This is a genomic window from candidate division WOR-3 bacterium (assembly GCA_039801245.1).
Lineage (GTDB): Bacteria > Hydrothermota > Tepidihabitantia > Tepidihabitantales > Tepidihabitantaceae > JAOABP01.
This window is the reverse complement of record JBDRUF010000017.1, coordinates 1-26,037: the sequence shown is the minus strand read 5'-3', so window position 1 is coordinate 26,037 and position 26,037 is coordinate 1. Positions and strand designations below refer to the sequence as shown.

At 51.4% G+C, this 26,037-nt stretch carries 20 protein-coding genes and 2 rRNA genes; 11 read left to right on the top strand and 11 right to left on the bottom strand.

From position 1 onward, the window contains the following. Positions 1-45 precede the first annotated feature (45 nt). From ABIK47_03725 to ABIK47_03710, 4 genes are all read left to right on the top strand, one after another. Positions 46-3,060, top strand: a 23S ribosomal RNA gene (locus ABIK47_03725). 42 nt (positions 3,061-3,102) lie between these two features. Then, positions 3,103-3,219, top strand: a 5S ribosomal RNA gene (gene rrf / locus ABIK47_03720). Positions 3,220-3,486: 267 nt separating this feature from the next. Beyond that, positions 3,487-5,073, top strand: a complete 1,587-nt coding sequence (locus tag ABIK47_03715; GenBank protein ID MEO0019734.1) for a GspE/PulE family protein — start codon at positions 3,487-3,489, stop codon at positions 5,071-5,073. Between the two features lie 19 nt (positions 5,074-5,092). After that, positions 5,093-6,334, top strand: a complete 1,242-nt coding sequence (locus ABIK47_03710) for a type II secretion system F family protein (GenBank protein MEO0019733.1) — start codon at positions 5,093-5,095, stop codon at positions 6,332-6,334. Between the two features lie 65 nt (positions 6,335-6,399). Here the strand turns inward: ABIK47_03710 and gyrB are convergent, their stop codons facing one another. Together gyrB and ABIK47_03700 are read right to left on the bottom strand one after the other, a co-directional pair. Then, a complete protein-coding gene (gene gyrB, locus ABIK47_03705; GenBank protein MEO0019732.1) occupies positions 6,400-8,298 on the bottom strand; it encodes a DNA topoisomerase (ATP-hydrolyzing) subunit B in 1,899 nt (632 codons plus the stop codon). 25 nt (positions 8,299-8,323) lie between these two features. After that, positions 8,324-8,647: a DUF721 domain-containing protein gene (locus ABIK47_03700; GenBank protein ID MEO0019731.1), complete on the bottom strand. Its 324-nt coding sequence runs from the start codon at positions 8,645-8,647 to the stop codon at positions 8,324-8,326. A 242-nt stretch (positions 8,648-8,889) separates the two neighbouring features. Here ABIK47_03700 and ABIK47_03695 point away from each other — a divergent pair, with 242 nt between their 5' ends. Together ABIK47_03695 and ABIK47_03690 are read left to right on the top strand one after the other, a co-directional pair. Continuing rightward, on the top strand, positions 8,890-9,783 hold the full coding sequence (locus tag ABIK47_03695; protein ID MEO0019730.1) for a DUF58 domain-containing protein: 894 nt from the start codon (positions 8,890-8,892) through the stop codon (positions 9,781-9,783). Then, positions 9,783-11,663 carry a BatA domain-containing protein gene (locus tag ABIK47_03690; GenBank protein ID MEO0019729.1) on the top strand — a complete coding sequence of 627 codons (1,881 nt, stop codon included), beginning with the start codon at positions 9,783-9,785 and terminating at the stop codon, positions 11,661-11,663. The genes ABIK47_03695 and ABIK47_03690 overlap by 1 nt, the downstream gene beginning before the upstream one ends. On the opposite strand, the gene ABIK47_03685 is transcribed toward ABIK47_03690, so the two are convergent. Further along, positions 11,642-12,013: a hypothetical protein gene (locus tag ABIK47_03685; protein MEO0019728.1), complete on the bottom strand. Its 372-nt coding sequence runs from the start codon at positions 12,011-12,013 to the stop codon at positions 11,642-11,644. The two genes, ABIK47_03690 and ABIK47_03685, sit on opposite strands and share 22 nt — an antisense overlap. A gap of 29 nt (positions 12,014-12,042) precedes the next feature. Next, positions 12,043-13,299 carry a M20 family metallo-hydrolase gene (locus ABIK47_03680; GenBank protein MEO0019727.1) on the bottom strand — a complete coding sequence of 419 codons (1,257 nt, stop codon included), beginning with the start codon at positions 13,297-13,299 and terminating at the stop codon, positions 12,043-12,045. A gap of 424 nt (positions 13,300-13,723) precedes the next feature. On the opposite strand from ABIK47_03680, the gene ABIK47_03675 reads away from it, so the two are divergent. Beyond that, entirely contained in the window at positions 13,724-15,187 is a 1,464-nt protein-coding gene (locus tag ABIK47_03675) for a T9SS type A sorting domain-containing protein (GenBank protein ID MEO0019726.1), read from the top strand. Between the two features lie 59 nt (positions 15,188-15,246). On the opposite strand, the gene ABIK47_03670 is transcribed toward ABIK47_03675, so the two are convergent. From ABIK47_03670 to ABIK47_03655, 4 genes are all read right to left on the bottom strand, one after another. Then, complete coding sequence (locus tag ABIK47_03670) at positions 15,247-15,495, bottom strand: type II toxin-antitoxin system HicA family toxin (GenBank protein ID MEO0019725.1); 249 nt, start codon at positions 15,493-15,495, stop codon at positions 15,247-15,249. Beyond that, positions 15,485-15,733 carry a type II toxin-antitoxin system HicB family antitoxin gene (locus tag ABIK47_03665; GenBank protein MEO0019724.1) on the bottom strand — a complete coding sequence of 83 codons (249 nt, stop codon included), beginning with the start codon at positions 15,731-15,733 and terminating at the stop codon, positions 15,485-15,487. Before ABIK47_03665 ends, ABIK47_03670 begins: the two co-directional genes overlap by 11 nt. Before the next feature lie 120 nt (positions 15,734-15,853). Beyond that, complete coding sequence (locus tag ABIK47_03660) at positions 15,854-16,405, bottom strand: T9SS type A sorting domain-containing protein (protein MEO0019723.1); 552 nt, start codon at positions 16,403-16,405, stop codon at positions 15,854-15,856. A gap of 8 nt (positions 16,406-16,413) precedes the next feature. Beyond that, positions 16,414-18,036 carry a hypothetical protein gene (locus tag ABIK47_03655; GenBank protein ID MEO0019722.1) on the bottom strand — a complete coding sequence of 541 codons (1,623 nt, stop codon included), beginning with the start codon at positions 18,034-18,036 and terminating at the stop codon, positions 16,414-16,416. Positions 18,037-18,453: 417 nt separating this feature from the next. On the opposite strand from ABIK47_03655, the gene rpmB reads away from it, so the two are divergent. The 4 genes from rpmB (at position 18,454) to ABIK47_03635 (ending at position 21,541) form a co-directional block, all read left to right on the top strand. Further along, positions 18,454-18,642 carry a 50S ribosomal protein L28 gene (gene rpmB, locus ABIK47_03650; protein MEO0019721.1) on the top strand — a complete coding sequence of 63 codons (189 nt, stop codon included), beginning with the start codon at positions 18,454-18,456 and terminating at the stop codon, positions 18,640-18,642. A gap of 97 nt (positions 18,643-18,739) precedes the next feature. After that, positions 18,740-19,693, top strand: a complete 954-nt coding sequence (locus ABIK47_03645; protein MEO0019720.1) for a GDP-mannose 4,6-dehydratase — start codon at positions 18,740-18,742, stop codon at positions 19,691-19,693. A gap of 12 nt (positions 19,694-19,705) precedes the next feature. Beyond that, a complete protein-coding gene (locus tag ABIK47_03640; GenBank protein ID MEO0019719.1) occupies positions 19,706-20,632 on the top strand; it encodes a GDP-mannose 4,6-dehydratase in 927 nt (308 codons plus the stop codon). 24 nt (positions 20,633-20,656) lie between these two features. Beyond that, on the top strand, positions 20,657-21,541 hold the full coding sequence (locus ABIK47_03635; GenBank protein MEO0019718.1) for a glycosyltransferase family 2 protein: 885 nt from the start codon (positions 20,657-20,659) through the stop codon (positions 21,539-21,541). On the opposite strand, the gene ABIK47_03630 is transcribed toward ABIK47_03635, so the two are convergent. The 3 genes from ABIK47_03630 to ABIK47_03620 all read right to left on the bottom strand — a co-directional run. Continuing rightward, positions 21,499-22,710, bottom strand: a complete 1,212-nt coding sequence (locus ABIK47_03630; protein MEO0019717.1) for a glycosyltransferase — start codon at positions 22,708-22,710, stop codon at positions 21,499-21,501. The genes ABIK47_03635 and ABIK47_03630 overlap by 43 nt on opposite strands. Continuing rightward, the gene (locus ABIK47_03625; protein ID MEO0019716.1) at positions 22,707-24,764 is read right to left on the bottom strand and encodes a DEAD/DEAH box helicase; all 2,058 of its coding nucleotides are present in this window, start codon (positions 24,762-24,764) and stop codon (positions 22,707-22,709) included. Before ABIK47_03625 ends, ABIK47_03630 begins: the two co-directional genes overlap by 4 nt. A 6-nt stretch (positions 24,765-24,770) precedes the next feature. Continuing rightward, a partial coding sequence (locus ABIK47_03620; protein MEO0019715.1) for a BREX system ATP-binding domain-containing protein occupies positions 24,771-26,037 on the bottom strand: 1,267 nt, incomplete at its 5' end.

Sequence of the window (26,037 nt, the reverse complement as noted above, 5' to 3'; positions counted from 1 at the left end):
GATTTTGCTCTTTGACAATTTGGAGAAGAGGCAGGCTGATATTCACCTCAAGCTACTAAGAGCACATGGTGGATGCCTCGGCAGTTGAAGGCGATGAAGGGCGTGGTAAGCTGCGATAAGCGCCGGTGAGCTGCACACAAGCTTTGACCCGGCGATTCCCGAATGGGGTAACCCGTGTGGAGTAATGTCCACACATCCCGGGATGAATCCATAGTCCTGGGAGGCTAACCCGGGGAAGTGAAACATCTCAGTACCCGGAGGAAAAGAAAGCAACTGCGATTCCCTGAGTAGTGGCGAGCGAAAGGGGAAGAGCCCAAACCGATTCCGGTGTCAAGCCAGCAGGCGTTGCCGGAACGGGGTTGCGGGACCAGCCACGCTAACTGCTGTGAGGCGAGGGAGTGAGAAAGGTCAACCGTTAGTCGAAGTCTTCTGGAAAGAAGCACCAGAGAGGGTGATAGTCCCGTAGGCGAAAGCGGTTGGCTCTCCCGCGGCTGGAATCCCAAGTACCACGGGGCACGAGAAACCCTGTGGGAATCAGGGAGGACCACCTTCCAAGGCTAAATACTCTCAACTGACCGATAGTGCACCAGTACCGTGAGGGAAAGGTGAAAAGAACCCCTGGCGGGGAGTGAAATAGAACCTGAAACCATGTGCTTACAATCAGTGGGAGCAGCCTTTCGCCTTTCCGCAAGGTTTGGCGATGGCTGTGACCGCGTGCCTTTTGCATAATGACCCGGCGAGTGAATGTGCGTGGCGAGGTTAAGCCTCATTTGAGGCGAAGCCGGAGCGAAAGCGAGTCCTAATTGGGCGACTAGTCGCGCGCATTCGACCCGAAACCCGTGTGATCTACCCATGGCCAGGTTGAACTTGGGGTAACACCCAAGGGAGGACCGAACCGGTGACCCTTGCAATAGTCTCGGATGAGCTGTGGGTAGGAGTGAAAGGCTAATCAAACCGGGTGATAGCTGGTTCTCCCCGAAATGCCTTTAGGGGCAGTCTCGCAAGTTTTGTTGCGGAGGTAGAGCACTGGACGGGCGCTCCCCCACAATGTGGGGGAAAACCCGACCAAACTCCGAATGCCGCAACATCAGATTGCGGGAAAGAGGCTGTGAGCTCTAAGGTCCATGGCCGAGAGGGGAATAACCCAGACCATCAGCTAAGGCCCCTAAGTGTATGCTAAGTGGGAAAAGAGGTGAGGTTGCTCAGACAGCTGGGATGTTGGCTTAGAAGCAGCAATCATTTAAAGAGTGCGTAACAGCTCACCAGTCGAGCGACCTTGCGCTGAAAATTTATCGGGGCTCAAGCATACCGCCGAAGCTGTGGACTTCAGTTCGTAGCGAACTGGAGTGGTAGGGGAGCGTTCTGCAGTAGGTTGAAGCCCGACCGCGAGGCCGGGTGGACGAACCAGAAGTGATTATGCCGGGACGAGTAGCGTTAAAACAGGTGAAAAACCTGTTCGCCGAAAACCCAAGGGTTCCTGGGGAAGGTTAATCCGCCCAGGGTTAGTCGGTGCCTAAGCCGAGGCCGAAAGGCGTAGGTGATGGGAATCCGGTCAACATTCCGGAACCACCTTGGTGTCGTTACGAGCTAAGGGGGGACGCAGTTGGAATGGTTTAGCCCCGTGCTGGATCGGGGTCTAAGCCACGGTGATGGCGTGTAGGCAAATCCGCACGCGGAATTCACTGTGGTGATGGGGACCCTGCCGTTAGGCAGGGGAACTGAACCGGACCTGCTGCCGAGAAAAGCCTCTATGCCAGACATCAGGGTGACCGTACCGTAAACCGACACTGGTGGGTGAGGAGAATATCCAAAGGCGCTCGGGTGAGCTCTCGTTAAGGAACTCGGCAATCTAACCCCGTAACTTCGGGAGAAGGGGTGCCACCGCAAGGTGGCCGCAGTGAAGTGGCTCTGCCGACTGTTTAACAAAAACACATGTCTCTGCTAAGCCGTGAAGGCGAAGTATAGGGACTGACACCTGCCCGGTGCCGGAAGGTTAAGGAAGGGGGTCAGCCGCAAGGCAAAGCTCCCGACCGAAGCCCCGGTAAACGGCGGCCGTAACTCTAACGGTCCTAAGGTAGCGAAATTCCTTGTCGGGTAAGTTCCGACCCGCACGAATGGTGTAACGAGTGGAGCGCTGTCTTAACGAGAAGCCCGGCGAAACTGTAGTGGCGGTGAAGATGCCGCCTGCCCGCGATTGGACAAAAAGACCCCGTGAACCTTTACTACACCTTGTCATTGGACCTTGGCCGAGCATGTGTAGAATAGGTGGGAGGCTGTGAGGTCCGGGCGCCAGTCCGGACGGAGCCGTCAGTGAAATACCACCCTTGTTCTGTTGGGGTTCTAACACCGTGCTGTACATCCAGGCGGTGGACAGTGGCAGGCGGGTAGTTTGACTGGGGCGGTCGCCTCCCAAAAGGTAACGGAGGCGTTCAAAGGTCGGCTCAGCACGGACGGCAACCGTGTGTGGAGCGCAAGGGCATAAGCCGGCCTGACTGTGAGACGGACACGTCGAGCAGAGACGAAAGTCGGACCTAGTGATCCTGTGGCTCTGCGTGGAAGGGCCATAGCTCAACGGATAAAAGGTACTCCGGGGATAACAGGCTGATCGGGCCCGAGAGTTCACATCGACGGCCCGGTTTGGCACCTCGATGTCGGCTCATCGCATCCTGGGGCTGGACAAGGTCCCAAGGGTTGGTCTGTTCGCCCATTAAAGCGGTACGTGAGCTGGGTTCAGAACGTCGTGAGACAGTTCGGACTCTATCCATCGTGGGCGCAGGAGACTTGAGGGAAGCTGCCCATAGTACGAGAGGACCTGGGTGGACGTACCTCTGATGTACGAGCTGTCCTGCCAAGGGCACCGCTCGGTAGTCAAGTACGGAAGGGATAACCGCTGAAGGCATCTAAGCGGGAAGCCCATCCCAAGATTAGGTCTCCCGCGTGCTCGCCGCAAGGCGATGCACCCTGAAGGCCCCTGGTAGACTACCAGGTTGATAGGCCACAGGTGTAAGCGCAGCAATGCGTTCAGCCGAGTGGTCCTAATCGGCCGTGCGGCTTGAGAGTTCAGTCTGCTTCTTCTCCTTAAAGAGTTTGGAGTTTTGTATTCCCGGCGGTGATACCGGAGGGGAAACACCTCTTCCCATACCGAACAGAGCCGTTAAGCCCTCCAGGGCCGATGGTACTGCGCTGGCAACGGCGTGGGAGAGTAGGTCGCTGCCGGGTTTTAATTTTGTAAAAAAATCTACTAGCGAATCTTCTCAAAGAGAAAGTGGCCTTTCTTTGCTCAGTGAATCGTGGTGCGTGAAATTGTCCCTTGTGGCCTTACCCGAATAATTACCGCAACCATAAATCCGTTTTGCCCAATATTATAAATATCACAACCCACCGCTTTGTTTTTGGTTTGAAAGATTTAGTTGACAAAAAAGTTGGTTTGGTGTAATATTATATACTTAATGAATTGGAATTTAATACCTTTAAGGAGGTTTAAATATGGCGAATGAACAGACACCGATTGATGATGGCGGTGCCGCATTAGAACAGAAATACGGCGTACCGTTTATTGATTTAAATACATTTCGTTTGGACTCTGAGGTAATGCAGTTATTTACTGAGGATTTTCTTCGCAAAAACCGGGTCATTCCACTTTTCCGCTCGGGAAACACGCTCGCAGTAGCAATGGTCGATCCTGGGGACATATTTACGATTGATGAGGTACGGAGAACAACCGGTATGGATATTACACCTATGGTCTGTCGGGAAACCGACCTCTACCAAGCGCTAAACCAGTATTACTCGGCACCGTCACCTGATGAAGCCCAGGAGGATCTCGAGCTGGCAGATTTGGACGACCTCCCGGTTGAGGAGGAGACCGGGGTGGCGGCAGAACAGGGGCTGGAGCCTCAGAAATTAGAGGCGCTCGCATCAGAAGCACCGGTTGTCCGATGGGTGAATCAGATGATAATTCGGGCGGTGCGCGAACGTGCCAGTGACATCCATATTGAACCAACCCGTGAAGGGTTGCGGGTTCGTTTCCGGATTGACGGTGTTCTCCATCCGATTGTCTCTCCGAAGAAGGCCTTGCAGTTGGCGGTTGTCTCTCGTATCAAGATTATGTCCCGAATGAACATCGCGGAAAAGCGTGTGCCTCAGGATGGTCGTTATGGTGCCTTTGTTGACGGACGCGAAATTGACTTCCGTGTTTCTACATTCCCGACAACTTACGGCGAAACGGTGGTAATGCGTATCCTTGACCGTACCCGCCTTTTGTCAATTGACGAATTGGGTCTGGTTGATGAAGCCAATGCGGCGCTGCGGGAGATGATTGCCAAACCTCACGGCGTTATCTTAGTCACCGGCCCCACTGGTTGCGGAAAGTCCACCACCCTTTACGCCATCCTTGCTGAGATCCGCTCTTTGGACAAAAATATCATTACTATTGAGGACCCGGTTGAATATGATATTGATGACATCTGTCAGTCTCAGGTGAATGAGCGTGCTGGTTACACCTACCTTGTCGGTCTGCGTCATATTCTCCGTCAGGACCCGGATGTGATAATGATTGGTGAGATTCGTGACGCAGAGACCGCAAGCGTGGCGATTCGTGCCGCTCTGACCGGTCAGCTGGTTTTCTCCACTATTCACACTAACGATGCACCAGGAACGGTTACCCGTTTAATCGATATGGGTATCGAGCCCTTCCTTGTTGCCTCCGGTCTTGAGGGTGTTGTTGCCCAAAGGCTGGTGCGTCGTATCTGCCCGAAATGCAAGGTTGAGTATGAGCCACCACCAAAGATGCTCGAGGCTCTTGAATTACCACCTGGTACAAAGTTCTACAAGGGCACAGGGTGTGAGCACTGCCGGAATACCGGTTATCGAGGTAGAATCGGCATCTTTGAGGTTATGAGGATGAACGACCGCATCCGGGAACTGGTTGTGACCAGACCACCAACATCTTCGGTGCGGGCGCTGGCACGGGAATTCGGGATGAAGACCCTCTGGGAGGATGGACTGCGCAAGGTTGTTGCTGGAATCACCACTATTGAAGAGGTGATGGAAGAAGCAGAAAAGGTTGAGTAACCTATAAGAGAGGAGAGATATGCCACTCTTTCGTTACAAGGTTCGTGACAAACAAGGGAGGATTGTATCCGGAACCCTTGAAGGTGCGGATATAAAAACCGTAACCGACCAGATTGACGCCCTCGGCTATATTCCGATTTCCATCCGCGAAGAGAAAAGGGCTGCCATTCGGGGTCCGCAACTCAACCTCAGTCAGTATTTTGAGCGGGTAAAACTTGTTGACCTCATCAACTTCACGCGGCAGTTCGTCACACTGCACCGCGCCGGTCTGCCGATGCTGACAGCAATCGGTGCCCTGCAGGCACAGACCAAATCCAAGCCCCTGGCAAAGGCGCTTGATGCCATCCGCAAAGACCTGATGGGCGGTGCCGGTCTGTCAGTGGCGATGGCAAAGCACCCACGTATCTTCAACGACCTCTATGTCAATTCTGTCTGGGCAGGTGAGACCGGCGGTGTGCTTGATGACATCCTTGACCGGCTGGTGATGCTCCTTGAGCACGAGCGGAAACTCAGGTCTGATGTCGGGAGTGCCATGCGTTACCCGATAATCCTGATGGTCTTCTTTGTCATCGCGGTCATCGTTCTTGCCACATTTGTTTTGCCCAAGTTTGTCTCGCTCTTAACCACAGTTGGTGGCAAGATGCCGCTACCGACTCAGATTCTCATCGCGGTCACGAACTTTATGGGCAAGTACTGGTATATCATTGCTCTTCTGCTTGCCGCGGTCGTTGTCCTTTTCTATATGTTTATCCGTACCAGTGCGGGCAGAATGTGGTGGGACCGGACCAAACTCCGCCTGCCGATTTTCGGACCTATCGTTTACAAGATGGCACTTTCACGGTTTGCCCGGATGTTTGAGACCCTTGACCGCACCGGTCTGCCGATTCTCCGGAGCCTCAACCTCGTATCCAAAACCATTGGCAATGTCTATCTGTCCCAGGCGGTTGACAGCCTTACAGAGAGTGTTCGCCGCGGTCGGGGTCTTGCCGCACCGATGCGGGAGTTGGGTGTATTTCCACCGATGGTTGTCCAGATGGTGGCAACCGGCGAGGAGTCCGGTGCGCTCGATGAGATGTTAAAGCAGATTTCTGACTATTACGACAGCGAGGTGGAGTATGCTGTTAAGAACCTCACCGGGATGATTGAGCCGATAATGATTCTCATGATGGGTGTGGCCGCGGTCTTTCTGATTGTTGCCATCATCATGCCCTATATGTCGATTCTCACCAGTTTCGGCTCGGGCGGCGGTTACGGCATGTAATAATAATAAAAACAAACAAAGCGCCGGCCCTGTTTTTGAATGAAAGGAGGCAGGGCCGGTTTTTATTAAATATCTAAATTTTCTACCTTGCGGGCGTTCTTTTCAATAAACTCACGACGCGGCTCAACCTCCTCACCCATCAGCATCCTAAAGACCGCATCCGCCTCGGTTGCGTCCTCCATCGTTACCCTCTTCAAGGTGCGTTTCTCGGGATTCATCGTTGTCTCCCAAAGTTGCTCCGGATTCATTTCACCGAGACCCTTGAACCGGGCAATTTCAAGGTTATCGCCCTTTGCCTTTTTGGTAAAGGCTGCCAGCTCCTCGTCGCTGTAGAGGTAAAACTCCTGCTTTCCCTGCCGCACCCGGTAAAGCGGCGGCTGGGCGATGTAAAGGTAGCCCGCCTCAATCAACGGTTGCATAAACCGGTAAAAGAAGGTGAGGAGGAGGATGCGGATGTGGGAGCCGTCAACATCCGCATCGGTCATTATCACAATCCGGTGATAGCGCGCCTTCTGGGGGTCAAAGTCATCCTCGCCCACACCAGCGCCGATTGCCGAGATTATCGCCCGGATTTCGTTGTTGGAGAGAATCCGGTTCAAGCCGGACTTTTCCACATTTAAAATCTTGCCCCGCAATGGCAGGACCGCCTGAAACCTGCGGTCCCGTCCCTGCTTTGCTGAACCGCCGGCAGAGTCGCCCTCAACGATGTAGAGTTCACTTTCCTCCGGGTCCTCAGAGGCGCAGTCTGCCAGTTTTCCCGGGAGGGTATCAGATTCCAAGAGCGAGCGGCGTCGGGCAAGTTCGCGCGCCTTGCGCGCCGCCAGCCGTGCCTTGGCAGCGGCAATCACCTTTTCCAAAATCCGGTTTGCCACCCGCGGGTTTTCCTCAAAGTAGGCGGAGAGCCGTTCATTGACAACCGTCTCAACAATGCTCTTGGCTTCGCTGTTGCCCAGTTTGGTCTTGGTCTGACCTTCAAACTGGGGGTCGGGAATTTTAACCGAGACCACCGCGGTCAAGCCCTCACGGGTGTCCTCACCGGCCAGTTCAATCTCCTCCTTTAACTGACCGGTCTTGCGGGCATACTCGTTGATGCAGCGGGTGAGTGCCGCCTTGAAGCCGGAGAGGTGGGTTCCGCCCTCATGGGTGTTAATTGTGTTGGCAAAGGAGAAGATGCTCTCGACAAAGCCGTCGTTGTACTCGAAGGCAACCTCCACCTCCATACCGTTGCGCTTCTCCTCAATCACTATTGGCTTGTGCAGCCGGTTCCTGCCCTTGTCAAGAAAGGCGATGAACTCCACCAGTCCGCCGGGGTAATGAAATGTCTCCTCCCGGTTAGCGGTCTCATCCACCAGCCTGATTTTTAAGTTCTTGTTGAGATAGGCGAGTTCGCGCAGCCGGTTGGCGAGGATGTCGTAGCTGAAGCTGACCTTCTTGAAAATCTTCGGGTCGGGTTTGAAGGTAATCTTTGTCCCCCGCTTTTTGGTCTTGCCGGTGACGGTTAGTTCCTTTTTCACCTGCCCGCGCTCAAACTCCATCCGGTAAATTTTGCCATCCCGGTACACCTCGGCAATGAGATACTCGGCAAGGGCGTTGACAACCGAAACCCCGACGCCGTGCAGACCGCCGGAGATGGAATAGACCTTGTGCTCAAACTTGGCGCCGGAATGGAGGATGGTCAGCACCACCTCAAGCGCCGACTTTTTCTCGGTCGGATGGATGTCAACCGGAATACCCCTGCCATTGTCCTCAACCGAAACCTCATCCTCGCTGTGGAGGGTAACGGTGATTAAGTCGCAATAGCCGGCAAGCGCCTCGTCAATGGCATTGTCCACCACCTCAAAAATTAGATGGTGGACACCGCGGGTGCCAACATCGCCGATGTACATTGCCGGTCGATGCCGGACCGCCTCCAAACCTTTCAAGACATGGATTTGTGCTGCACTGTAGGTCTCGGGCACGGAAATAATTATAGCAAATTATAAAGGGGAATCAAGTGTTGAAGGGCGTGCTTTTGAGGACAAAGCGGACATCGGTTATGAGCCCCTTGCCGATATGGCGGCTGATTTTTGTCAAAAGTTCGCCTTTAAGATAATAAAGCTGCGCCATCCAGGCGGGCGAATCAACCGCCACCACCAGTGTTTTGTCCTCAACCGCAAACGCCCTTGAGTGCTTGGCAAGCCCTTCGCCAGCAATAAGGCTCCAGTCCGCCACCGCCCGGTAAGCCAGCATCTTGTCATTAAGACCGAGCTGCCGCAGGACCGCGGGCAATCGGTCCTGCATGCTCTTAAACCCTTTTGCCTTTCTCTTTGCCATTTGTTCTATAATAAAAGCACAAAAAGACAAATCAATAAAAGAAAGCCCGAGAAAGCCTACCCGTAACCCGCGAACAGGCTGAAAATCGGCTAAGATTCGTAAATTCATAACTTAAACAAAGCCTGAAATCAGGAGGGGGGTGACCCCCCAGGTGAGCCTGGCAGTGAAAAATGGTATAAAAAATTTGTCTCTCAGGGAGATAATTGTTTGACAGATAGCCCTGTTCGTCGTTAAACTGATTTATGCCCTTGGTAACTCAGCCTTTGAAACCGGAACTCATCGCCAAACTGAAAGGGATTGACCTGAAGGCGCGGTTGGTGGTTGAGGGGTTTCTTGCCGGTCTGCACCGCTCGCCTTATAAGGGGTTTTCGGTTGAGTTTGCCGAGCACCGCCAGTATATGCCCGGAGATGAACTCAAGCGGATTGACTGGCGCGTGTATGCCCGCACCGACCGGTTTTTTGTGCGCGAGTACGAGGAGGAGACCAACCTGCGCGCCTATCTTGTGCTTGACGCGTCCAACTCAATGGCGTATGCAACCGGCGGTTATACCAAACTTGACTATGGCTGCTGGCTTTGTGCGGCGCTTGCCTATCTCTTGAACCGTCAGAAGGATTCAACCGGTCTTGTCACCTTTTCAAGTAAGATTGACCGCTATATCCCCTGCCGTGCCCGTGCCAGCCATCTGCGCATCCTTTGGCGCGAACTGGAGAACTTGAAACCCGGGGGCGAAACCGATTTGAGCAGAACCCTGCATGAACTTGCCGAGCGCATCAAGCGGCGGGGGCTGGTGATAATCATCTCTGACCTTTGGGACGATGAAAAGGCAATCATATCTGCCCTGCGCCACTTCCGGGCGCGCAAGCACGAACTGCTGCTCTTCCACATCTTTCATCCGGATGAGGAGAAACTTGACTTCCGCAATCCTGTGGTTTTGCGCGACCTTGAGAGCGGGCAGGAGATAACCGTTGACCCGCGGCTGATTCAGGCGCAATACCGCGCCGGTTTTGCCAGGCGCGTTCAGGAGTTTCGCCGCGGCTGCGCGGAGGCGGCAATTGACTATCAGCCGATAAGCACCGCCACCCCTTTTGACCAGGCGCTGCTTGCCTATCTTGAGCGCCGGCGCCGTTTGGGCTGATGCGCTTTTTCTCACCTCAGTTTTTCTGGCTTTTGCCCCTGGCCGCAATCCCCTTTATCATCCATCTTTTGAGCCGTTTGCGTTTGCGGCGCAAGGATTTCCCTTCGCTTCTGCTTTTGCAGACGGTGCGCCGTGAGCGCTTCTCATGGCTTCGGCTCAAGGAAATCATCCTGCTTGTCCTGAGAACCCTTACCCTGCTCTTGCTGCTTTTTGCCTTGACCCGTCCGTATCTGCCGGTAAGAAGTCCCGGCTTTCTCAGGACCGAGCGGCTGCTCTTGATTCTTGACGACTCCTACAGTATGGGTTATGGTGACCGCTGGCATCAGGCGCTGGCTGCCTGCCGGCAAATCAGCAACTCCACCTCTCGCCCTTATCTTCTCCTTGCCAGTCAACCGGAGACATTGTTCGCCGGTCAAACTGCGGTTCACAACATCCTTGACGCCATCAAGCCATCCACACTTGCGCCCCTTCTTTATCCTGCGCTCAATCGGGCAGCAGCCTTTGTCAATAGTAGTCCGATGCCGGTTGTGCTCATCACCGACCTGCAGGAGCGCACATTTCCCGATTCCCTGCCGGCAAGCCTTATAGAATTTCTTGAGGTTATCAATGTTGGGGGCGTGAGGTTCGAAAATGCCGGTATCGCCCGTGTTTATCTTGAGGATAACACCATCAAGGCGGAGATTGCCAATTACTCAAATTCAGCAATTAGTCGCATTGTCCAGCTGAAAATTGGGAACCACCTTGAGGAGCAGGCTGTTGACCTCAAGCCCAAGACAAAGACAAAAATAAACTTCAGCTATCGTTTGGAAAAGCCGGGCACCTATACCGGCACGGTTGAACTTGTCTTTGATTCCTTAACCATTGACAACATCCGTTACTTTGCCTTTACCATTCCGAAGCAGACCCCGGTGCCGATTTTTGCCTCTGCGGCAGTGCCAGGAGAATACATCTATCTTGCGCTCTTGGCCGATACCACTCTTTTTCAACCATTCCTTTTGGACATCACCCAGTTGCGGAAAACTGAGCTGCGCAAGTATCCGGTTATCATCATCACCGATGCCGGAGCGCTTCAGGATGCTGATTTTGACCGGCTTGAGTTTTATCTTCATTCCGGCGGTTCTGCCTTGGTCTGCGCGGCTCCAACCCTGCCGGAGAATTCAGGGTTGGGCAGGTATCTCAAACTCATCGGGCAAGCCCAGCCTGCCGGGTTTGTCGCTGTCAGTGAGATTGACACCAGCCATCCTGTCCTTGACATATTTCGCAAAACCGACCTTGCTCAGATTAGGGTCTTTCGCTACTCTCGCTTTGCAGGCGCGCATACCCTTGTCCAATTGAGCAGCGGTGACCCGCTAATCCTGGAGCTTTTAGAGAAGCCTGTTATCATCTGGTCGTTTGCGCCTGTTCCTGAGGCAACCGATTTGGTGTACAAGGCAGCCTTTGCCCCGCTACTCCATCGCACCCTTGCCCATCTCACCAGCCTCGCATTGAAATCTGAATTTACTGCGGGTGAGACCATCCGGCTTGATGTTGCCAGTTCTCGACCCCATCTGCTCTCAACGCCGGTTTATGAAAGGAGCTTAACCCCTGAACCGGCTCTACCCCGTCCTTATCTCCTTATTACCGAGACAAAGGTTCCGGGTATCTATAGGGTGATTAATAGCGATACCCTGACAATCGTGGTTAACCCTTTGCCTGAAGAGGGGGATTTGACACCAGTACCCTTAAGCCAGGTTAGTAAAAAAGGGATAAAGGTTCGCACCGGCTCAGGCGCAGCCATCACCGAACTCGCCCAGTGGCTTTTTTACCTTGCCGCCTTTTGCTTTTTCTTGGAGATGCTGATTCTTGCCCTTGAACGCAATCAGAGGAAGATGCCGGTATGAAGGTAGTTCACATAGCGCTGGAAAACGGTCTCATCCTCTAAGACCGAAACCCGGGAAATCACCACCATTGGACCATCGGCATTGACCTTGAGACCGTAGGCGTGATGTCCGGGCTCCCGCACCACAAACCCGATATCGTAAACCTCTTCCGCCTTCTGATAGCCCCTGCCGGTAACCTGTTCCATAAACCAGGAGAGGTTGTCGGCAATGGCGCTGAGTGCGGGCAGAGGTGCAAGAGGGTTTAGGAGCGGGATTAAAATCACCTCACCCCCACGTGCCCTCTGGTCAACAACCTCGGCCCGGTCAAGGTCAACAAACTGTCTTAACTCCTCAGGTGAGCGAAGCTCCATAACTCAATTTAACCATTACAAGGCATAAGTCAACCTTGAACATCCTCAACCTTTTGCCCAAAGAGATGGGCATAAACCTTGGCATTGCCCACCATATTGGCAATCAGGCAGAACTCGTTGGGCTTATGTGCCTGACCGCAGTTTTTGCCCCAGACAACCGCCGGAATCCCCAGCCTCCGGAAAAAGGCAGCAACCGTGCCACCGCCAATCCCTTTGGGAAACGGCTCTTTGTTGTAAACCGCTCGTACCGCGTGCGCAAGCATCTTTACCACCGGCGCATCCGGAGATGTCTGCGGTGCTGCCTGCGCCTTTTGCTCAACCTCTACCTTGATTTTCACCTTGAACTCCGCCTCAATCTCTGCCTTCACCTCCTCTACCTTATTTAAGACCTCTTCAAGTTGGTATTGAGGTAAAATCCGCATATCAAAATAGAAGACATCCTCTCCCGGAATGGTGTTGATGTTGGGGACATTTGCCTCCTTTTTGGTCGGTTCAATCGTTGAGTAGGGGGGTGTGAAGAGCTCATCCTTGGCAGCAAAGGTGTGGTGCAAAACCTTATCCAGCCGTAAAAGGAGGTTGGCACCTGCCCGATGGGCGTTGTTGCCATGATGGGGTGTTGAGCCGTGCGCCTGCTGACCATAGGTTGTAAACTTGAGCCACAAGATGGACTTCTCGGCAATCTCAAGAAGGGTGCCTTCCTCATTACCGGCATCCGGGACAACAACCAAATCGTCAGGGGCGCAGAATTTGTGATTGTTTAAGAGCCAGTCAACCCCGAACTCAGAGCCGGTCTCCTCATCCGCAACCAGCATCAGCCCAACCGTCAGTTGTGGTTTCAGACCAAGATTTAAAAGCGCCTTTAAGGCAAAGATGCTTGCCACCATCTCCTGCTGATTGTCCTCAACCCCGCGACCAAAGATTTTGCCATTCTCAACTCGGGCAGCAAACGGGTCAGAAAGCCACAACTCCTTTGGTCCTGAAGGCACAACATCAAGATGGGTCATAACCCAGATAGTTGGTCTTGCCCTTTTACCGGCAAGTTTGGCGATAATGCTTGGTCGATAGCCGCACGGAGCCGAAGGGTCAGGTGCGCGCAGCTCCAGAACCTCAAGACCCCAGGAGTCAAGTAAGGGTTTGAGATAATCAACCCTTGCCTTTTCACCCTCACCACCTGACCTCGGGCTGATTGCAGGGAGCGCGGTCAGGCGGCGCTGCATTTCAATCATCTCCGGCTCAAGCCTTTCAATCTCCTGACAGATTTTTTCAAATATTTGTTTTTCCCACATCCCCCAATCATAACAACCATAACCATCGGGTCAAATTCAGGCTTTTAAATTAAACCCAACCTTTGCCTCAAAGTTGAGCGGTTTGCTAAAATCGCCAAGATTTCCCCTTTTCCGATTCATTTTCAATCATTTGTCTGGAAAGATTTTGGCTCTGTTTCTGCGATTACCCCTTCCCTTGTTATTAAAATCAAATTCAATGTAAAACTGAACTTGGGGTTTAATGTTAACCACGAAAACATTATCATACTGGAGAGGATAGAGGGGAGGGTGGGGAGGACCTACCTGTTTTCTTTATCGCTTGAAAAATCAAATACTTAGAAAATTATACCCTGAAAATATAACAGTACTCTTTCCGCGGCTAAACAGGGCAGGTTGGGAGATATAAAACCTTGATTTTTGAACAATCCGGGCTATATTAATTTTGATGTTAAGCCGGCGGTGGTTGGCTATTTTTCTCCTTTTGTGGATTTCTTTTTCCTCTGCCCAGTTTCCGTGCGACACCATCGGCTGGACCGACCGGGACCGGCAGTTTTTGGGTCCGGCTGTGCGCTATCTTGCCTATGACACCGCACGCGGGTTTCATGCCATCTACAAGACCGGTTATGGCGAAATCCGGTATAACTTTAGACCAAAGAATGGCAACTGGCGCTGGGATGAAGGGGTAACTGTCAACCCTTATCAGCGCAACCTTGGCTGCCTTGACTATGACATCACCAATGGCAGGGCTTTAATCGCCACGGACTATCTCTTCAAAGGCAGAAGGCTCATCACCCTTTTTATTGACTCTGCCTGTGGCGCGGGCAGGTTTGAGGAGACCACAATTGGTCCCAATCTTCAGTTCAACCTTGTTGCCGCTGCCAGGTTTGGCTATCCCAAGTTTGCCGCGATTAGGAACGAAAGCCTTTACTATTACACCCAGTGGTCAAGGCGCAACCTCGGACCGATTGGGCCTTTTGCCCTGCACAACATCTTCGCCTCAAAAATCTCCAGCAGGCTGGGCTTTGTCTGGACCGAATATCGGACAAAAAAGATTTATCTGCGCGAGACACCTGATGGTGGTGGCACCTGGTACGGGACAAGGAGCCTTTCTGACTCTGTGCCATCAGACTGCAACCGCTCCCTTTTTGGCGGCTGTCTAACCTACGACTCGGTCCAGCCCCATCTGGTCTGCGACCTTTATGACGGTGAAAACCGAGGCAGGGTTCAGCTCTGGCACTACTGCCAGTATCAGGAGCCTAACTGGAGTTTTATCACCGAATGCACCTTTGCCGACACCAGCAAACTCGGTTTTTACACCGCTGCGCTCTGCCGTCCATCAATCGGAATTGACCGCAGAAGGTTTCACTCCGATTTCAACCGGCTTTATTGTGTCTGGGAGCAGTTTGACCCGCAAAACATTGACCCCAGAACCAATATCGCCCGTGCTGACATCTGGGCTGCTGCTTCATTTGATAACGGCAGAACCTGGACCGAGCCCTTAAGGCTCACCCAGCCGGATGAGGCGAGCAAACGGTTTCCCTATCTTGCCGAGGTTGTTGACGACACATTGCACATCCTTTACTTTGCCGACCAGGAGGCGGGCTCGTGGGAGCTGGGTGAGGGTGAAAGGAGATTAAATCCGGTGATTTATCTCCGCGTTCCTGCAGACATATTTATCGGACAGGGGATTAACAGCCCTGAGGAAAAAAATTTAAGCGTTGCGCCGGGGATACCAACAATTCTTACCGGCTCCTTTCTTAACTCATTGACCGGCAACTTCTCCCTTTATGACAAATCCGGCAGAAGGGTCAATCTAAAAAATTTTGAACGGTTACCCGCCGGTGTTTATTTTTTGCAAATTCCAACCACCTCAGGTCAGAGAGTCAAACCGATTGTAAAACCAAAATAAAAATAGATGAAAAGACAGTTAAAGCAGGTTACACCATTTTGATTGGCGACCAAGCGATATTACTCGGTATAAAAATATCGTCGCAATTGCTCTTCGGGCAAATAGCGGCATGCCTGCCGGAATATCGCATAAATAGTGCCGGTATCAAGTTCTTTGTGGGTTACGAGGGTCAAAGTCTGCTTCTCACCGGCTGAACTTATCCTTCGCAACTTAATATGGCTTCCCCTTTGGGAATGGACCTCAAACCCAAATTGTTGTAGAATTTTAATGACCTCCGGACCTGTGAGCCTTTTTAGTTTAGATGGCACTTAGGATGGGCTCTAATTCCATCGTAATTATTAAAGAAGGATTCCGGGCAAACCCCAACTCCGCAAGGTCCTCATTTTCTAAGTGTAGTGCCACCGCCTCTCTGAGATTGGCGATGGTCTCGTCAACCGTTTTACCCTGAGTAACTACACCAATTTCAACACATTCTGCCACATAATACTTCTCCCCTTTGCGGATAAATGCATTGATGTTACGATAAGGGGATAGTTTCTGCTTCATCAATTAATGATACTCAAAAACAGGTCCTGGTCAACTATTAAAATGGGCGAGGAGAAATCCCCGCCCATTATCCTTTCTCCTCTCTTCCTTAATGGAAGAGGATTAAAGTGAGGTAAATGCCTACTCCAACTTCACCATCTTCCTTATCGCCGTGAATTCACCTGCTTTAAGTCGGTAGAAGTAGGTTCCGGCTGGCAATTGTTCTTTAGGCACATTACGAACATTCCAGACGACATTGTAGATACCTGCCTGCTGTTTTCCTTGCACAAGTGTTGTTACCACTCTACCAGTTGAGTTGTAGACCTTTAGACAAACTTCTGTCTCTTTGGGAAGAGAATACTGAATGACCGTGCGATTGGCGAATGGATTGGGAAGATTCTGCGCAAGATTAAAAACTACTGGAGAAAGAGAGTGTGTAGATACCTCTTCAATTCCCGGCAATCCACCCCCATAAGGATTATGCCAGAAGCCGATGATGCCTTTATAATTGCCGCTTGTAACAATTCCCGATGCAACCGATTGCCCGATGCTCAATTGACAGATATAATCAGAAGAAGTTGTCTTTGTACCGCCTCCATCAAGAATATCGGCTTTAAGGATGTAATTTTGGGCAATAGAAAGATTGGATATCAACATAGGCAAGGTAATAGCAAATAAGAAAGATTTACGCATATTTCCTCCTATTGAATCTTTTTTTCTTTCATTTGTTCAATCTCTTCGTCGTTGGGAATAGGAATGACAGGTCTTTTTTCCGAACCTTTTCTTCTTCCAATAGCTATCCAATTAAATTCAGCATTCATATTTCCAGTTTCACATCGAGCTATGAAGCCATTTGCTGTTGTATTTTGCACATATATACCACTCCAAGAACCTACCGGGGTAATTATAACCCTTACAGGTATATATGGTGAAATCGCTTCGCTAAAGAGTCTATCAAAGGTGACTGAGGCCATCCCATTACTGAGTTGTGCTGTTCCGTTAGAGTAAAATTCTTCTTCGGGCGATTCGACACAAAAGAGAACTTCTTTTCCCTTAGAAGTCCTTACTACCGTTGACTTCCCTCCTTCAGCAACTAATCTACCATCGGTATAAATACCCTCTGCACCGGAACCAGATCCATAAGCATCGACATATAGTGCATATACATTATCGTCCGCGTTTTTCGCTACCCAAAGAGCATAACCTTTTTGAGTAATTGAGCTCAGACACCAAGTAGATGATGAATTAGATAAAAGTGCCCTTGCATATAAAACATCGGCGTCACCGCTAGTGGCAGTATTACGTACACTCACGGTTGGACACCCGGATGTTCTTTGAATGTAAAAAGGTTCACTTGTGAATAATGGATTTGCTATTTTGTCGATTGTCACAGCCTCATCCGCCAATTCACTTGTGCCAACCGCCCCGCTGGCAATGTTTGTCGTAATTGTGCCCGGAACATTGCCAGAGCCAGTAACATCACCGGACAATGTAAGGCTATGACTGTGCGAAGGAACAGGCAAATTGCTGGCGTGGTAGCCGTCAAGCATATCCGCATTCAGGTTGGAACAGAGGGTGCCGTTTGAAATCGGAACTTGCCCAGAGGAATTTCCGGCATGGTAATTGTCCACCTTGTCGGCATTGGGAACAGTGTAACTGGTATTGAAACTGAGTGTTACTTCACCCGAACTACCACCACCAGTTAATCCAGTTCCAGCGTAAACACCGGTAATGTCACCGCAGGTAAATCCTAAATCTGCTTGTTGGATTGTTCCATCCTGAATCTTTGCCGATGTAACAGCATTGTTGGCGATACTTGGATTAGGGTAGTTTCCGGTCAAGTCACCTCCAGCAGGACCTGAAGGTGAGGCAGATGTGCTGTAATTCGCCGTGTCGCTTTTGATACTGCGGTATGCGAATGCTGCGCTCGTAACTTCTACTCTGGGTGAGAGCGTTTGACCTTCAATAGTTACTTCAAGCCAGCGCTGAGCACCAGATGAGAAGTGAGTAGCGGGGATTCCTAAGGCAATACTGAAAAGACCTGCTCGGAATTCCACACTGCCAGAATAACTCCACAATTCATTCCCGCCGCTCCCTGCATCATAAAGTTTGAAAGTCATTGAGCGATTGCCGCTGAGGGTTTCACCTGCAACAGTTGTCACATAGCCCTGGATGTTTATTCGCTCCGGGACGCCAAATTCGGTCCAGGTTACCTCCACATCACCAATCGTAACGGTTGAGACTGGTGCTGCTGGCACATTGGCGTTTTCTGAGACAACAGGAGTAGTCGCCAGCAGGATTGCCGCTATTATGTTTACTATCATTTAAACCTCCTTTTGAAATATTAATAACCGGTAAAACCGGGATGCAGCGTTAATTTCTTCACCCCTTCTGCCGCGCTGCTTCGGCAGAAGAAGGGTCGCACGCATAGGGCGAATGTTAAAAATTTTCTAAAACGGTTGGTTTCTGTCTTTCGAAACCTTTGTGCGCAACTCAAAACCAAGAGATTATAACTGCAGGGTAAGAGAGAGACGAAAATTGAAGACTCAGTCAACACACGAAATTTTATAAAATTACCCCCCCTGTCAAGTAAAATCTTTATATTAAAAATGGTAAATATTCCCCTGCTTTTGTTTGACAGGTCAAGGTTTATACCTTATCTTTGAATATTAGTTTTTGGTTTTCTGAACCAGGAACCGAAAACGATTAACTATGAACTATCTTGATAACAGGAGGATTTAATGGCTAAGCATTGTGAGATTTGCGGCAAGGTCGGTATGGTTGGCTCAAATATCAGCCACGCCCATAATGTTACCAAAAGGCGCTGGGAGCCGAACCTGCAGCGGGTGCGGGTGAAGGAAGGAACTGCGACCAAGCGCATCTGGGTATGCACCCGCTGTCTCCGCTCGGGCAAGGTGCAGAAGGCGTAATGGAAAATAATTTTAGTTTCTGGTTCTTAGTTCTAAGTTCTTGGTCTTATGAACTAAAAACCAATAACTACGAACTAATATTTGCGAAGGAGGTCAGTTGAAATATTTGATTACTGGTATTACCGGTTTTGCTGGGAGTCATCTGGCTGATTATCTTTTAACGCTGGGTAAGGGCGAGGTTCATGGCATCATCCGGTGGCGCTCAAGAACCGAAAACATTGAGCATCTTATGGGCAAGATTTTTCTCCATGACTGCGACCTGCGCGACGCCTATTCGGTCAATCAGGTTATTTCCCTCGTGAAGCCCGACCGGATTTATCACCTTGCTGCCCAGAGTTTTGTGCCGATGTCCTGGGCAGCGCCGGCAGAGACATTTGTCACCAATGTGATTGGTCAGACCAACATCTTTGAGGCGGTGCGCGCCTGTGGTTGCGAATGCCGGATTCAGATTGCCTGCTCCAGCGAGGAGTATGGTCTGGTTCTGCCGGATGAGGTGCCGATAAAGGAGACCAACCCATTAAGACCACTCTCTCCTTATGCGGTGAGCAAGGTGGCGCAGGATTTGATGGGCTATCAGTATCACCAGAGTTATAAGATGTTCATCGTCCGCACCCGCGGTTTTAATCACACCGGACCGAGAAGGGGGCAGGTTTTTGTCACATCAAATTTTGCCAAACAGATTGCCGAGATGGAAAAAGGAAAGCGGGAGCCAATTCTTTATGTGGGTAATCTTGATGCGGTCAGGGACTTTACCGATGTCAGGGATACGGTGCGCGCCTATTATTTGATTCTGGAAAGGGGAACGCCTGGTGATGTTTACAATGTTGCTACGGGCAAGGGGCGCAAAATCAAGGAGGTGGTTGAGATTCTTAAAGGGTTTGCGAAAGTGAAGTTTGAGGTGAGGCAGGACCCAAAGAGGCTGCGCCCAAGCGATGTTGAACTTCTGATTGGCGATGCCACCAAACTCAAGGAGGCAACCGGTTGGGAGCCGGAGATTCCTTTTGAAAAAACCCTTGAGGATTTGCTCAACTACTGGCGCGAACGGGTTTGATTTGAGTTCTCAATGAAGCGGGTTCTCATCACCGGCATTGAGGGTTTTGTTGGCACCCATCTTTGCAATTATCTTAATGAAAAGGGGTATCAGGTTTACGGGATTCATCATACTGAGCCAAAGACACCCTTGGCTGCCGAACTTTTCCATGCGGACATCTGCCGATTTGAGGAGATAAAGAGGGTTCTTGAAGAGAGCCGGCCGGAATGGATTTTCCATCTTGCCGGGATTTCCTCGGTTGCCGATGCTGAGAAAGAGCCGGTTCCCTGTTATCAGGTAAATACTTTAGGGACCCTGAAACTTTTTCTTGCGGTTCATCAGTTGCGACTCCCATGCCGGATTCTTTTGGTATCATCTGCTGATGTTTATGGTCGGGGTGAAAAGCCGCACACCGAAGATGACCTACCCAATCCTTTGACCGCCTATGCCAGGAGTAAACTTTTGGCTGAGGAGATTGGCAGGCTTTATTATCGGACCTGGGAGATGGACATTGTGATTGTCCGACCCTTCAGCCATACTGGACCCGGTCAGGCGCCGAGGTTTGTGTTTCCCAAGGTTGCCCGTCACATTGCGCTGGTGGAAAAGGGTAGGCAGGAGCCGGTTCTGAAGATGGGCGATTTGAGCGTGCGCCGGGACTATACCGATGTCAGGGACATCTGTCGCGCCTATGTTTTGGCGATGGAAAACTGCCTGAGCGGCGAGACCTATAACATAACCTCTGGGAATTGTATCCGCTTGCGCGACGGGGTTGATATTCTCTTAAAGATGGCAAATAAGCCGGTTGAGGTTCGTTCCGGTGCAACCGAAATCCGTCCCTATGACATCCCCTATCTCTCAGGTAGCGCGGAAAAGTTTCAGCGCCTCACCTCCTGGCAGCCAGAAATACCCTTTGAAAAAACCCTTGCCGACCTCTTGGAGTACTACCGCAACCAGGAATAGGAATAGGTTGAGGTAGAGGTTGAGTTGAAGGTTTCAATCATCATCGTCACCTATAACAGCGCTGAGGATATCAAAGCCTGCCTTGGTTCAATCAGGTGCTCATCAGACTTTGAGACAATTGTAATTGACAACGCATCAAGGGACAAAACCAGGGAGATACTTCTTTCTTATAGCGCACCTCATTTAAAACTGATTCTGAATGAGAAGAACCTTGGCTATGCCTGTGCCAACAATCAGGGTGCGGCAGCCTCTCAGGGGGAATATCTCCTTTTTTTAAATCCGGACACCATCATTAGAGATGATGCGCTTGACAGAATGGTTGAGTTCCTTGACAAGAACCCTCTTGTTGCCGCGGTGGCACCAAGGCTTTTAAACCCTGATGGCACAAAGCAACTCTCCATCCGTTCATTTCCAACTTTCTCATCGGTTTTATGGGAGATGACCGGTCTGCCGAGAATCTTTCCGAAATTCAAAAAAATTGGCAAGTGGCGCCTGCGCTATTTTGACTACGACAAATTTCAGTATGTTGAGCAGCCGATGGCATCCTGCCTTTTAATCCGGCGCACCGTTTTCACTGAGCTGGGAGGGTTTGATGAAACATTTCCCATCTTTTACAATGATGTTGACCTCTCCTATCGGCTTTATCAAAAGGGCGGCAGGACCGCATATCTGCCTGAGGCAAGGGTTTATCACAAACTTGGTGCTAGCACCGGGCAAATAAAGCCAAAAATGGTTTATGAGGCGCATCGCTCCCTTTTCCGCTTCTTGAAGAAATATAACACCGGTGCCCCCTTTTTCCTGAAGGCGGTTGTCCTTTTGCCCCTTCTTGAAATCTCAGCCCTAATCCGGGTTATTAACTGGCAACTTCACAACAGGCTTTTTAGGCGTAGTGCCAGCCATTCTGCCTGATTCCTGCGATTGAACCGGCTGCGGTCCTTCCCGGAAAAGCGGTTTGGATTTTCCTTTATCTCCTGGATAAATCTGCCCAAAGATACGGCATCATTGCAGGAGCTGCCGGCATCCATTTCCTTCACCAAATCTGCCGCTTCGAGGGCGTTCTCTGCCCAGACAATTATCGGCTTTTGCGCGCCCAAATACTCATAAAGTTTCAAACCGACCGGCTGACCGGGTTTGCCGATGTACAAAAGTGCATCCGCACCCTTCATCAGGGCAAGCGCCCGGGAATGGGGAACCCTGCCCAAAAGCGTGACCTGTTTGTTTTTCTGAAGCATTTTCTGGCTCTCTTTGTCAATATTGCCAGCAAGGTAAAACCTGACATCAGGTAGTTGAGTGAGTGCTGAGAGGAAACCGGCGATCTCCTGCTGGTTCTCATAAAGATTGCCTACATAGAGGATGCTGAAGCCCGGCAGTTTTTCCGGGGCTATAATAAACTCATCCGGGTCAAAACCGTTTTCCAAAATCGCTATCTTTTCTTCACCGTAGTGCGCAATCCTTTGTGCGGTTCCTTTGTTCACCGCTAAGACCATACTGGCACCGGCAAATATCCTCTTAAGTATTTTCTTGAGAAACGGTCGCTGGTAAAATGGGGGTGCCTGAAAACCCGCGGGCCAGGGGTCGCGGAAGTCGGCAATAAAAGGCAGGTTGCCATTTTGCGCCAGTTTCAAACCAATTAGTAGTGCGCTCCAGGGCGGGGCTGTTGCCAAAACCGCCTGAGGTTTCAGTTCCCAAATGAGCCTTTTACCCTCCTTAATCGCAAATGGCATCCAGCCAACCTTGGCATCAGGAAGGAAGATGAAATTCAATAGCCTTGCCCCTCGTGCTAAATCATACCTGCTGCCCAATGGTGGTTCTCTTTTTGCCTTCTGCCTTTTGCCTTTTACATTTTGCAGTGTTCTTAAAATCCGGTTTGGGTCCAGGCTTTCGGTGCGGAAGATTTTTGCCCGGCTCAGGTCGCTTAAGAGGCTTTCATCATAGGCATAATAGGCAACATCCTTGACCGTGAGGATGATAGGCTCCCAGCCAAAATCGGGCAGAAACTTGCACAGTTTTGTCACCCGCATCACCCCGGAAAGTCCGAGCGGCGGGGTGTAATAGGCAACGACCAAAAGCCTATTCATTCCTGAACCATTTCCGGCAGATGCTCGCCAATCTGCGCCCTGAGCGCGGCAGGCTCCATCCGCACCAGCTGGATGGCATCAAGGTATTCCCAGAGCCCATCAACATCAAGGGTCAAGAGGTGGTCTTCAACCTTTAACTCCTCAGGGAGAAGGTCAAAGAATGCGCCTGAGCCGAGGCTATCCTCAAACATCTCAAGATGCGCGCGTACCACCGCCTTGATCGCCTCTCTTGTGGGCAAAGGAAACCTCTCCATATTCCTGTGGGGGGGACCACCCCCCCGGTGATTGCTGATTATCAAAACCTTGCCCCCCAAGTCCTCGGCATCTTTGCCCTCAACCTGCAGAGCCGCAGCGAGAAGCCCGCCATAGGTTGTGCCCAGGAGATGGACAATATATGACCGGTCTCCATCTGTGTAAAATGGAAACTCGCCCTTTTTCAGACCCGGGAAAATCCTGGCTTTTAAGACCTCAGCCATAAGATAGCAGTAGCCGCCAGTGCCAGTGCCTTCAAAAACCTTGGTGCTGGTGGAGATTGCCTCTAAGGGTTTGACAAGAATCTTTTTGTCCCTCTCCTTGCGTTCAATTGTCTGCCAGGACCTGCCGGCAAGAACAAACCGCTCAAGGACAAAATAGACCGTGCCAATCTCCTGACCGGAGGTGATGTCAATCACCTGATACTGGCCAAAACTTTTCTCCTGGATGTTGGAGTGAATCTTGCCCAGTTCCACCTTGTGCTCAAGGGCATCGGTCAGGAAGAAAATACCGTTTGACCTTTCCTGGAGAACCCGTTCGTCAAGGAGATGCGCAAAAACCTTCTCCACCACCGGGCTTGAGCCATAAACCGGCTGAAATATGCGCCTAAGCGCATCAAAGGTGGTGCCGATGCGCCGGCGCTGAAAACAGTAGGAGATGATTTGCTGGGGCAGGATGGCAAGGCAGGGGGTATAGCGCTTCTCATAAAGTTCGCCTTTGCGCGCGCAGTCAATAAAGGTCTCAAAAAGCAGCCTTTCCCAGGAGTCAAGATAGACACCAATCATATACAACCCGTTCCCCGAGCGCCGGTTTCCCCTGCCGATGCGCTGTAATAGGGAGGAGACATTGAATGGCGGGCGAAACAACACCACCGCATCAACATCACCGATATCAATCCCCAGTTCAAGGGTGGAGGTGCAGCACAAGATGCCGATGCGCTCCTTGTTCATCTTTGCCTCAACCTCCTCGCGCACCTGCCTTGTCAGGCTGGCATGATGAACCCAGACCTTGCCGGTAAAAGGCGGCCGGTCAAACAGCTTAACATTTGCCTCGGCAAGTGAGCGGGCATTAAAGAAAACCAAGACCTTATGGCAGCCCTGAGCCACAAGCCTCTGGATAACCCTTCCCTGCCAGTCCGGACCAGCCTTGATGAGTTCTGCCTCAATCTCCCGCTCCTTTGCCACCTTTACCACTCGGGCATTGGAGAAGTAGCGTTCACCGATTTTCTCGTCGTCAATCGTTGCGGAAAGGGCATAATAATTTAGATTGCTGTTGATGAGCCGCAGCCTTTCCAAAAGGACCCTTAACTGGTCCCCGCGCGGGGTGTTATCCAAGAGGTGAATCTCATCCAAAATCACCGCCTTCAGGGTTGAGAATATGCGCGGGTGCCGGCAGAGGAGGGAGTCAAATGACTCCGGCGTTGTCAAGAGCATAAAGGGCAGGCTTTTTTCCCTGACTGTTGGATGGTCGCCGGTCTTGCGCTCAAGTTTTAATCCTAAATATTCTAAGGGCTCAACCAGACGGCGATAGAGGTCGTTGACCAGGGCGCGGGTGGGCGAGATGTAGAGGACGGAAAAGTTGCGGCAATCCTGGCTTAACAGCCTTTCCACAACCGGGGCAACAACCGCCTCGGTCTTGCCTGATGCTGCGGGTGAAATGAGCACCAAATTGTTGCCGGAAAGGATTTCCGGAATCGCCTTGACCTGGACCTCGGTCAATGAGCCGAAACGGGCAAAGAATGCTGGCCAGGTGTGTGCCAGCGCGGTCCTTATCTCTTTCTGTTCCTCAAGCGAAGAAGGCACCTTGTTCTAAGCCACAGCCGCTCTTTGGGGCAAGACCCCCTGCTGGCGCATCCGGGCGATGTCAAGCGCCTCAACACAACCTTTGATAAACGCCCTGATGCCAGCGCTGTTCTGGCGCGCGGTTCGGGCAAGCAGTCGCTTCTGCTCCTCTACCGGCAGATGGAAATTGGGATATGCCCGCTCGTAAACATTTATCATTGTGGCAAAGGCATTGGCAAGCGCCTGGTCACTCAAAGGTGAAAGTTCTATACGGTGCCGGATAGAGTTGGCAAGTCTTAAATAACCGTATTCGCCCGGGGTTGGGGTGGTGGCAAAGATTACTAAAAGTGCCGGCTCACGGTAGATATAAGGGACGGGTCGGACCTGATTGTGAATCAGCCGGTCGCTAATCTGGCGCAGCTGGGGGTCGTTCTGGGCAATCCGGACCAGCCCCTCCATAAAGTTGATGCTTTTGGAGAGGTAGATGATATCCCAGAGCCGGGTAACGGTCTCCGCCTCATCAATCAAAAGCACCAGGCCCTTAAAGCCTAATTGCCGGCAGATATAGGAGATTGCCGAGATGATGTTGCCATAGAAGTCCGCAGCGGTGGAGAAGTCATAAAGTGCGGGAATCCCCTGGGCACCCCGAACCCGGTAGGGTGCGCGCATCTCCGTGGCATACTCTTTCGTGCTTTCACCCTCAACCCATTGCCAGAACACCTCGGTTTCGGTCGCAAGCGGGTCAAGTTTCTTCATCTTCCTTAAAAGCGGTCCAAAGAAGACATGGTCTTTCAGGTCAAGGTCAAGCGCCATCCGCAGAAGTTCCCGAAATCCACACTCCCTGCCCTCGTGGATAAATCTGATGTTGCGGACCAGTTCCCGATAGACCCTTTTCGGTCGGTGGGGCGCGACCTCCTGGGGATCAAACTGCACCAGGCTTGCGACCATCCCCTTCTTTAAAGCCCGGTGATGGATGAGTTCTAAAAGATGGGTCTTGCCGGTGCCATACTCGCCCTCAATCATATAGACATCGCCCCGGCTGCGGGCAAGTCCGTCAAGCGCCTCCTCTAAAAGCCGCAGCTCCTTATCCCTGCCAAAGGTGAAGAGTTCCACATCCTGATGGGGGACGATTCCCAGCCGGAACGCCTCAATCATCCGGCAGGCGCTCACCCTGTCAATCCCAACCGCCGCCGCCACCGCCGAGTCTAAAAGCCCCTCATCAATATCAAACAGGGGGCGCACCCGGCTCTTTGGTAGCCAGAGGCGCAGGCCGGTCTGAAACCGCACCAGAATC

Excerpts from the sequence above, each read along its gene's own strand:
- ABIK47_03640 (MEO0019719.1), top strand. The coding sequence starts at position 19,706 with ATGAAGCGGGTTCTCATCACCGGCATTGAGGGTTTTGTTGGCACCCAT.
- rpmB (MEO0019721.1), top strand. The coding sequence starts at position 18,454 with ATGGCTAAGCATTGTGAGATTTGCGGCAAGGTCGGTATGGTTGGCTCA.
- ABIK47_03685 (MEO0019728.1), bottom strand. The coding sequence starts at position 12,013 with ATGGAGCTTCGCTCACCTGAGGAGTTAAGACAGTTTGTTGACCTTGAC.
- ABIK47_03665 (MEO0019724.1), bottom strand. The coding sequence starts at position 15,733 with ATGAAGCAGAAACTATCCCCTTATCGTAACATCAATGCATTTATCCGC.
- ABIK47_03655 (MEO0019722.1), bottom strand. The coding sequence starts at position 18,036 with ATGATAGTAAACATAATAGCGGCAATCCTGCTGGCGACTACTCCTGTT.
- ABIK47_03630 (MEO0019717.1), bottom strand. The coding sequence starts at position 22,710 with ATGAATAGGCTTTTGGTCGTTGCCTATTACACCCCGCCGCTCGGACTT.
- ABIK47_03700 (MEO0019731.1), bottom strand. The coding sequence starts at position 8,647 with ATGGCAAAGAGAAAGGCAAAAGGGTTTAAGAGCATGCAGGACCGATTG.
- ABIK47_03680 (MEO0019727.1), bottom strand. The coding sequence starts at position 13,299 with ATGTGGGAAAAACAAATATTTGAAAAAATCTGTCAGGAGATTGAAAGG.
- ABIK47_03690 (MEO0019729.1), top strand. The coding sequence starts at position 9,783 with ATGCGCTTTTTCTCACCTCAGTTTTTCTGGCTTTTGCCCCTGGCCGCA.
- ABIK47_03710 (MEO0019733.1), top strand. The coding sequence starts at position 5,093 with ATGCCACTCTTTCGTTACAAGGTTCGTGACAAACAAGGGAGGATTGTA.
- ABIK47_03715 (MEO0019734.1), top strand. The coding sequence starts at position 3,487 with ATGGCGAATGAACAGACACCGATTGATGATGGCGGTGCCGCATTAGAA.
- ABIK47_03695 (MEO0019730.1), top strand. The coding sequence starts at position 8,890 with ATGCCCTTGGTAACTCAGCCTTTGAAACCGGAACTCATCGCCAAACTG.
- ABIK47_03675 (MEO0019726.1), top strand. The coding sequence starts at position 13,724 with ATGTTAAGCCGGCGGTGGTTGGCTATTTTTCTCCTTTTGTGGATTTCT.
- ABIK47_03660 (MEO0019723.1), bottom strand. The coding sequence starts at position 16,405 with ATGCGTAAATCTTTCTTATTTGCTATTACCTTGCCTATGTTGATATCC.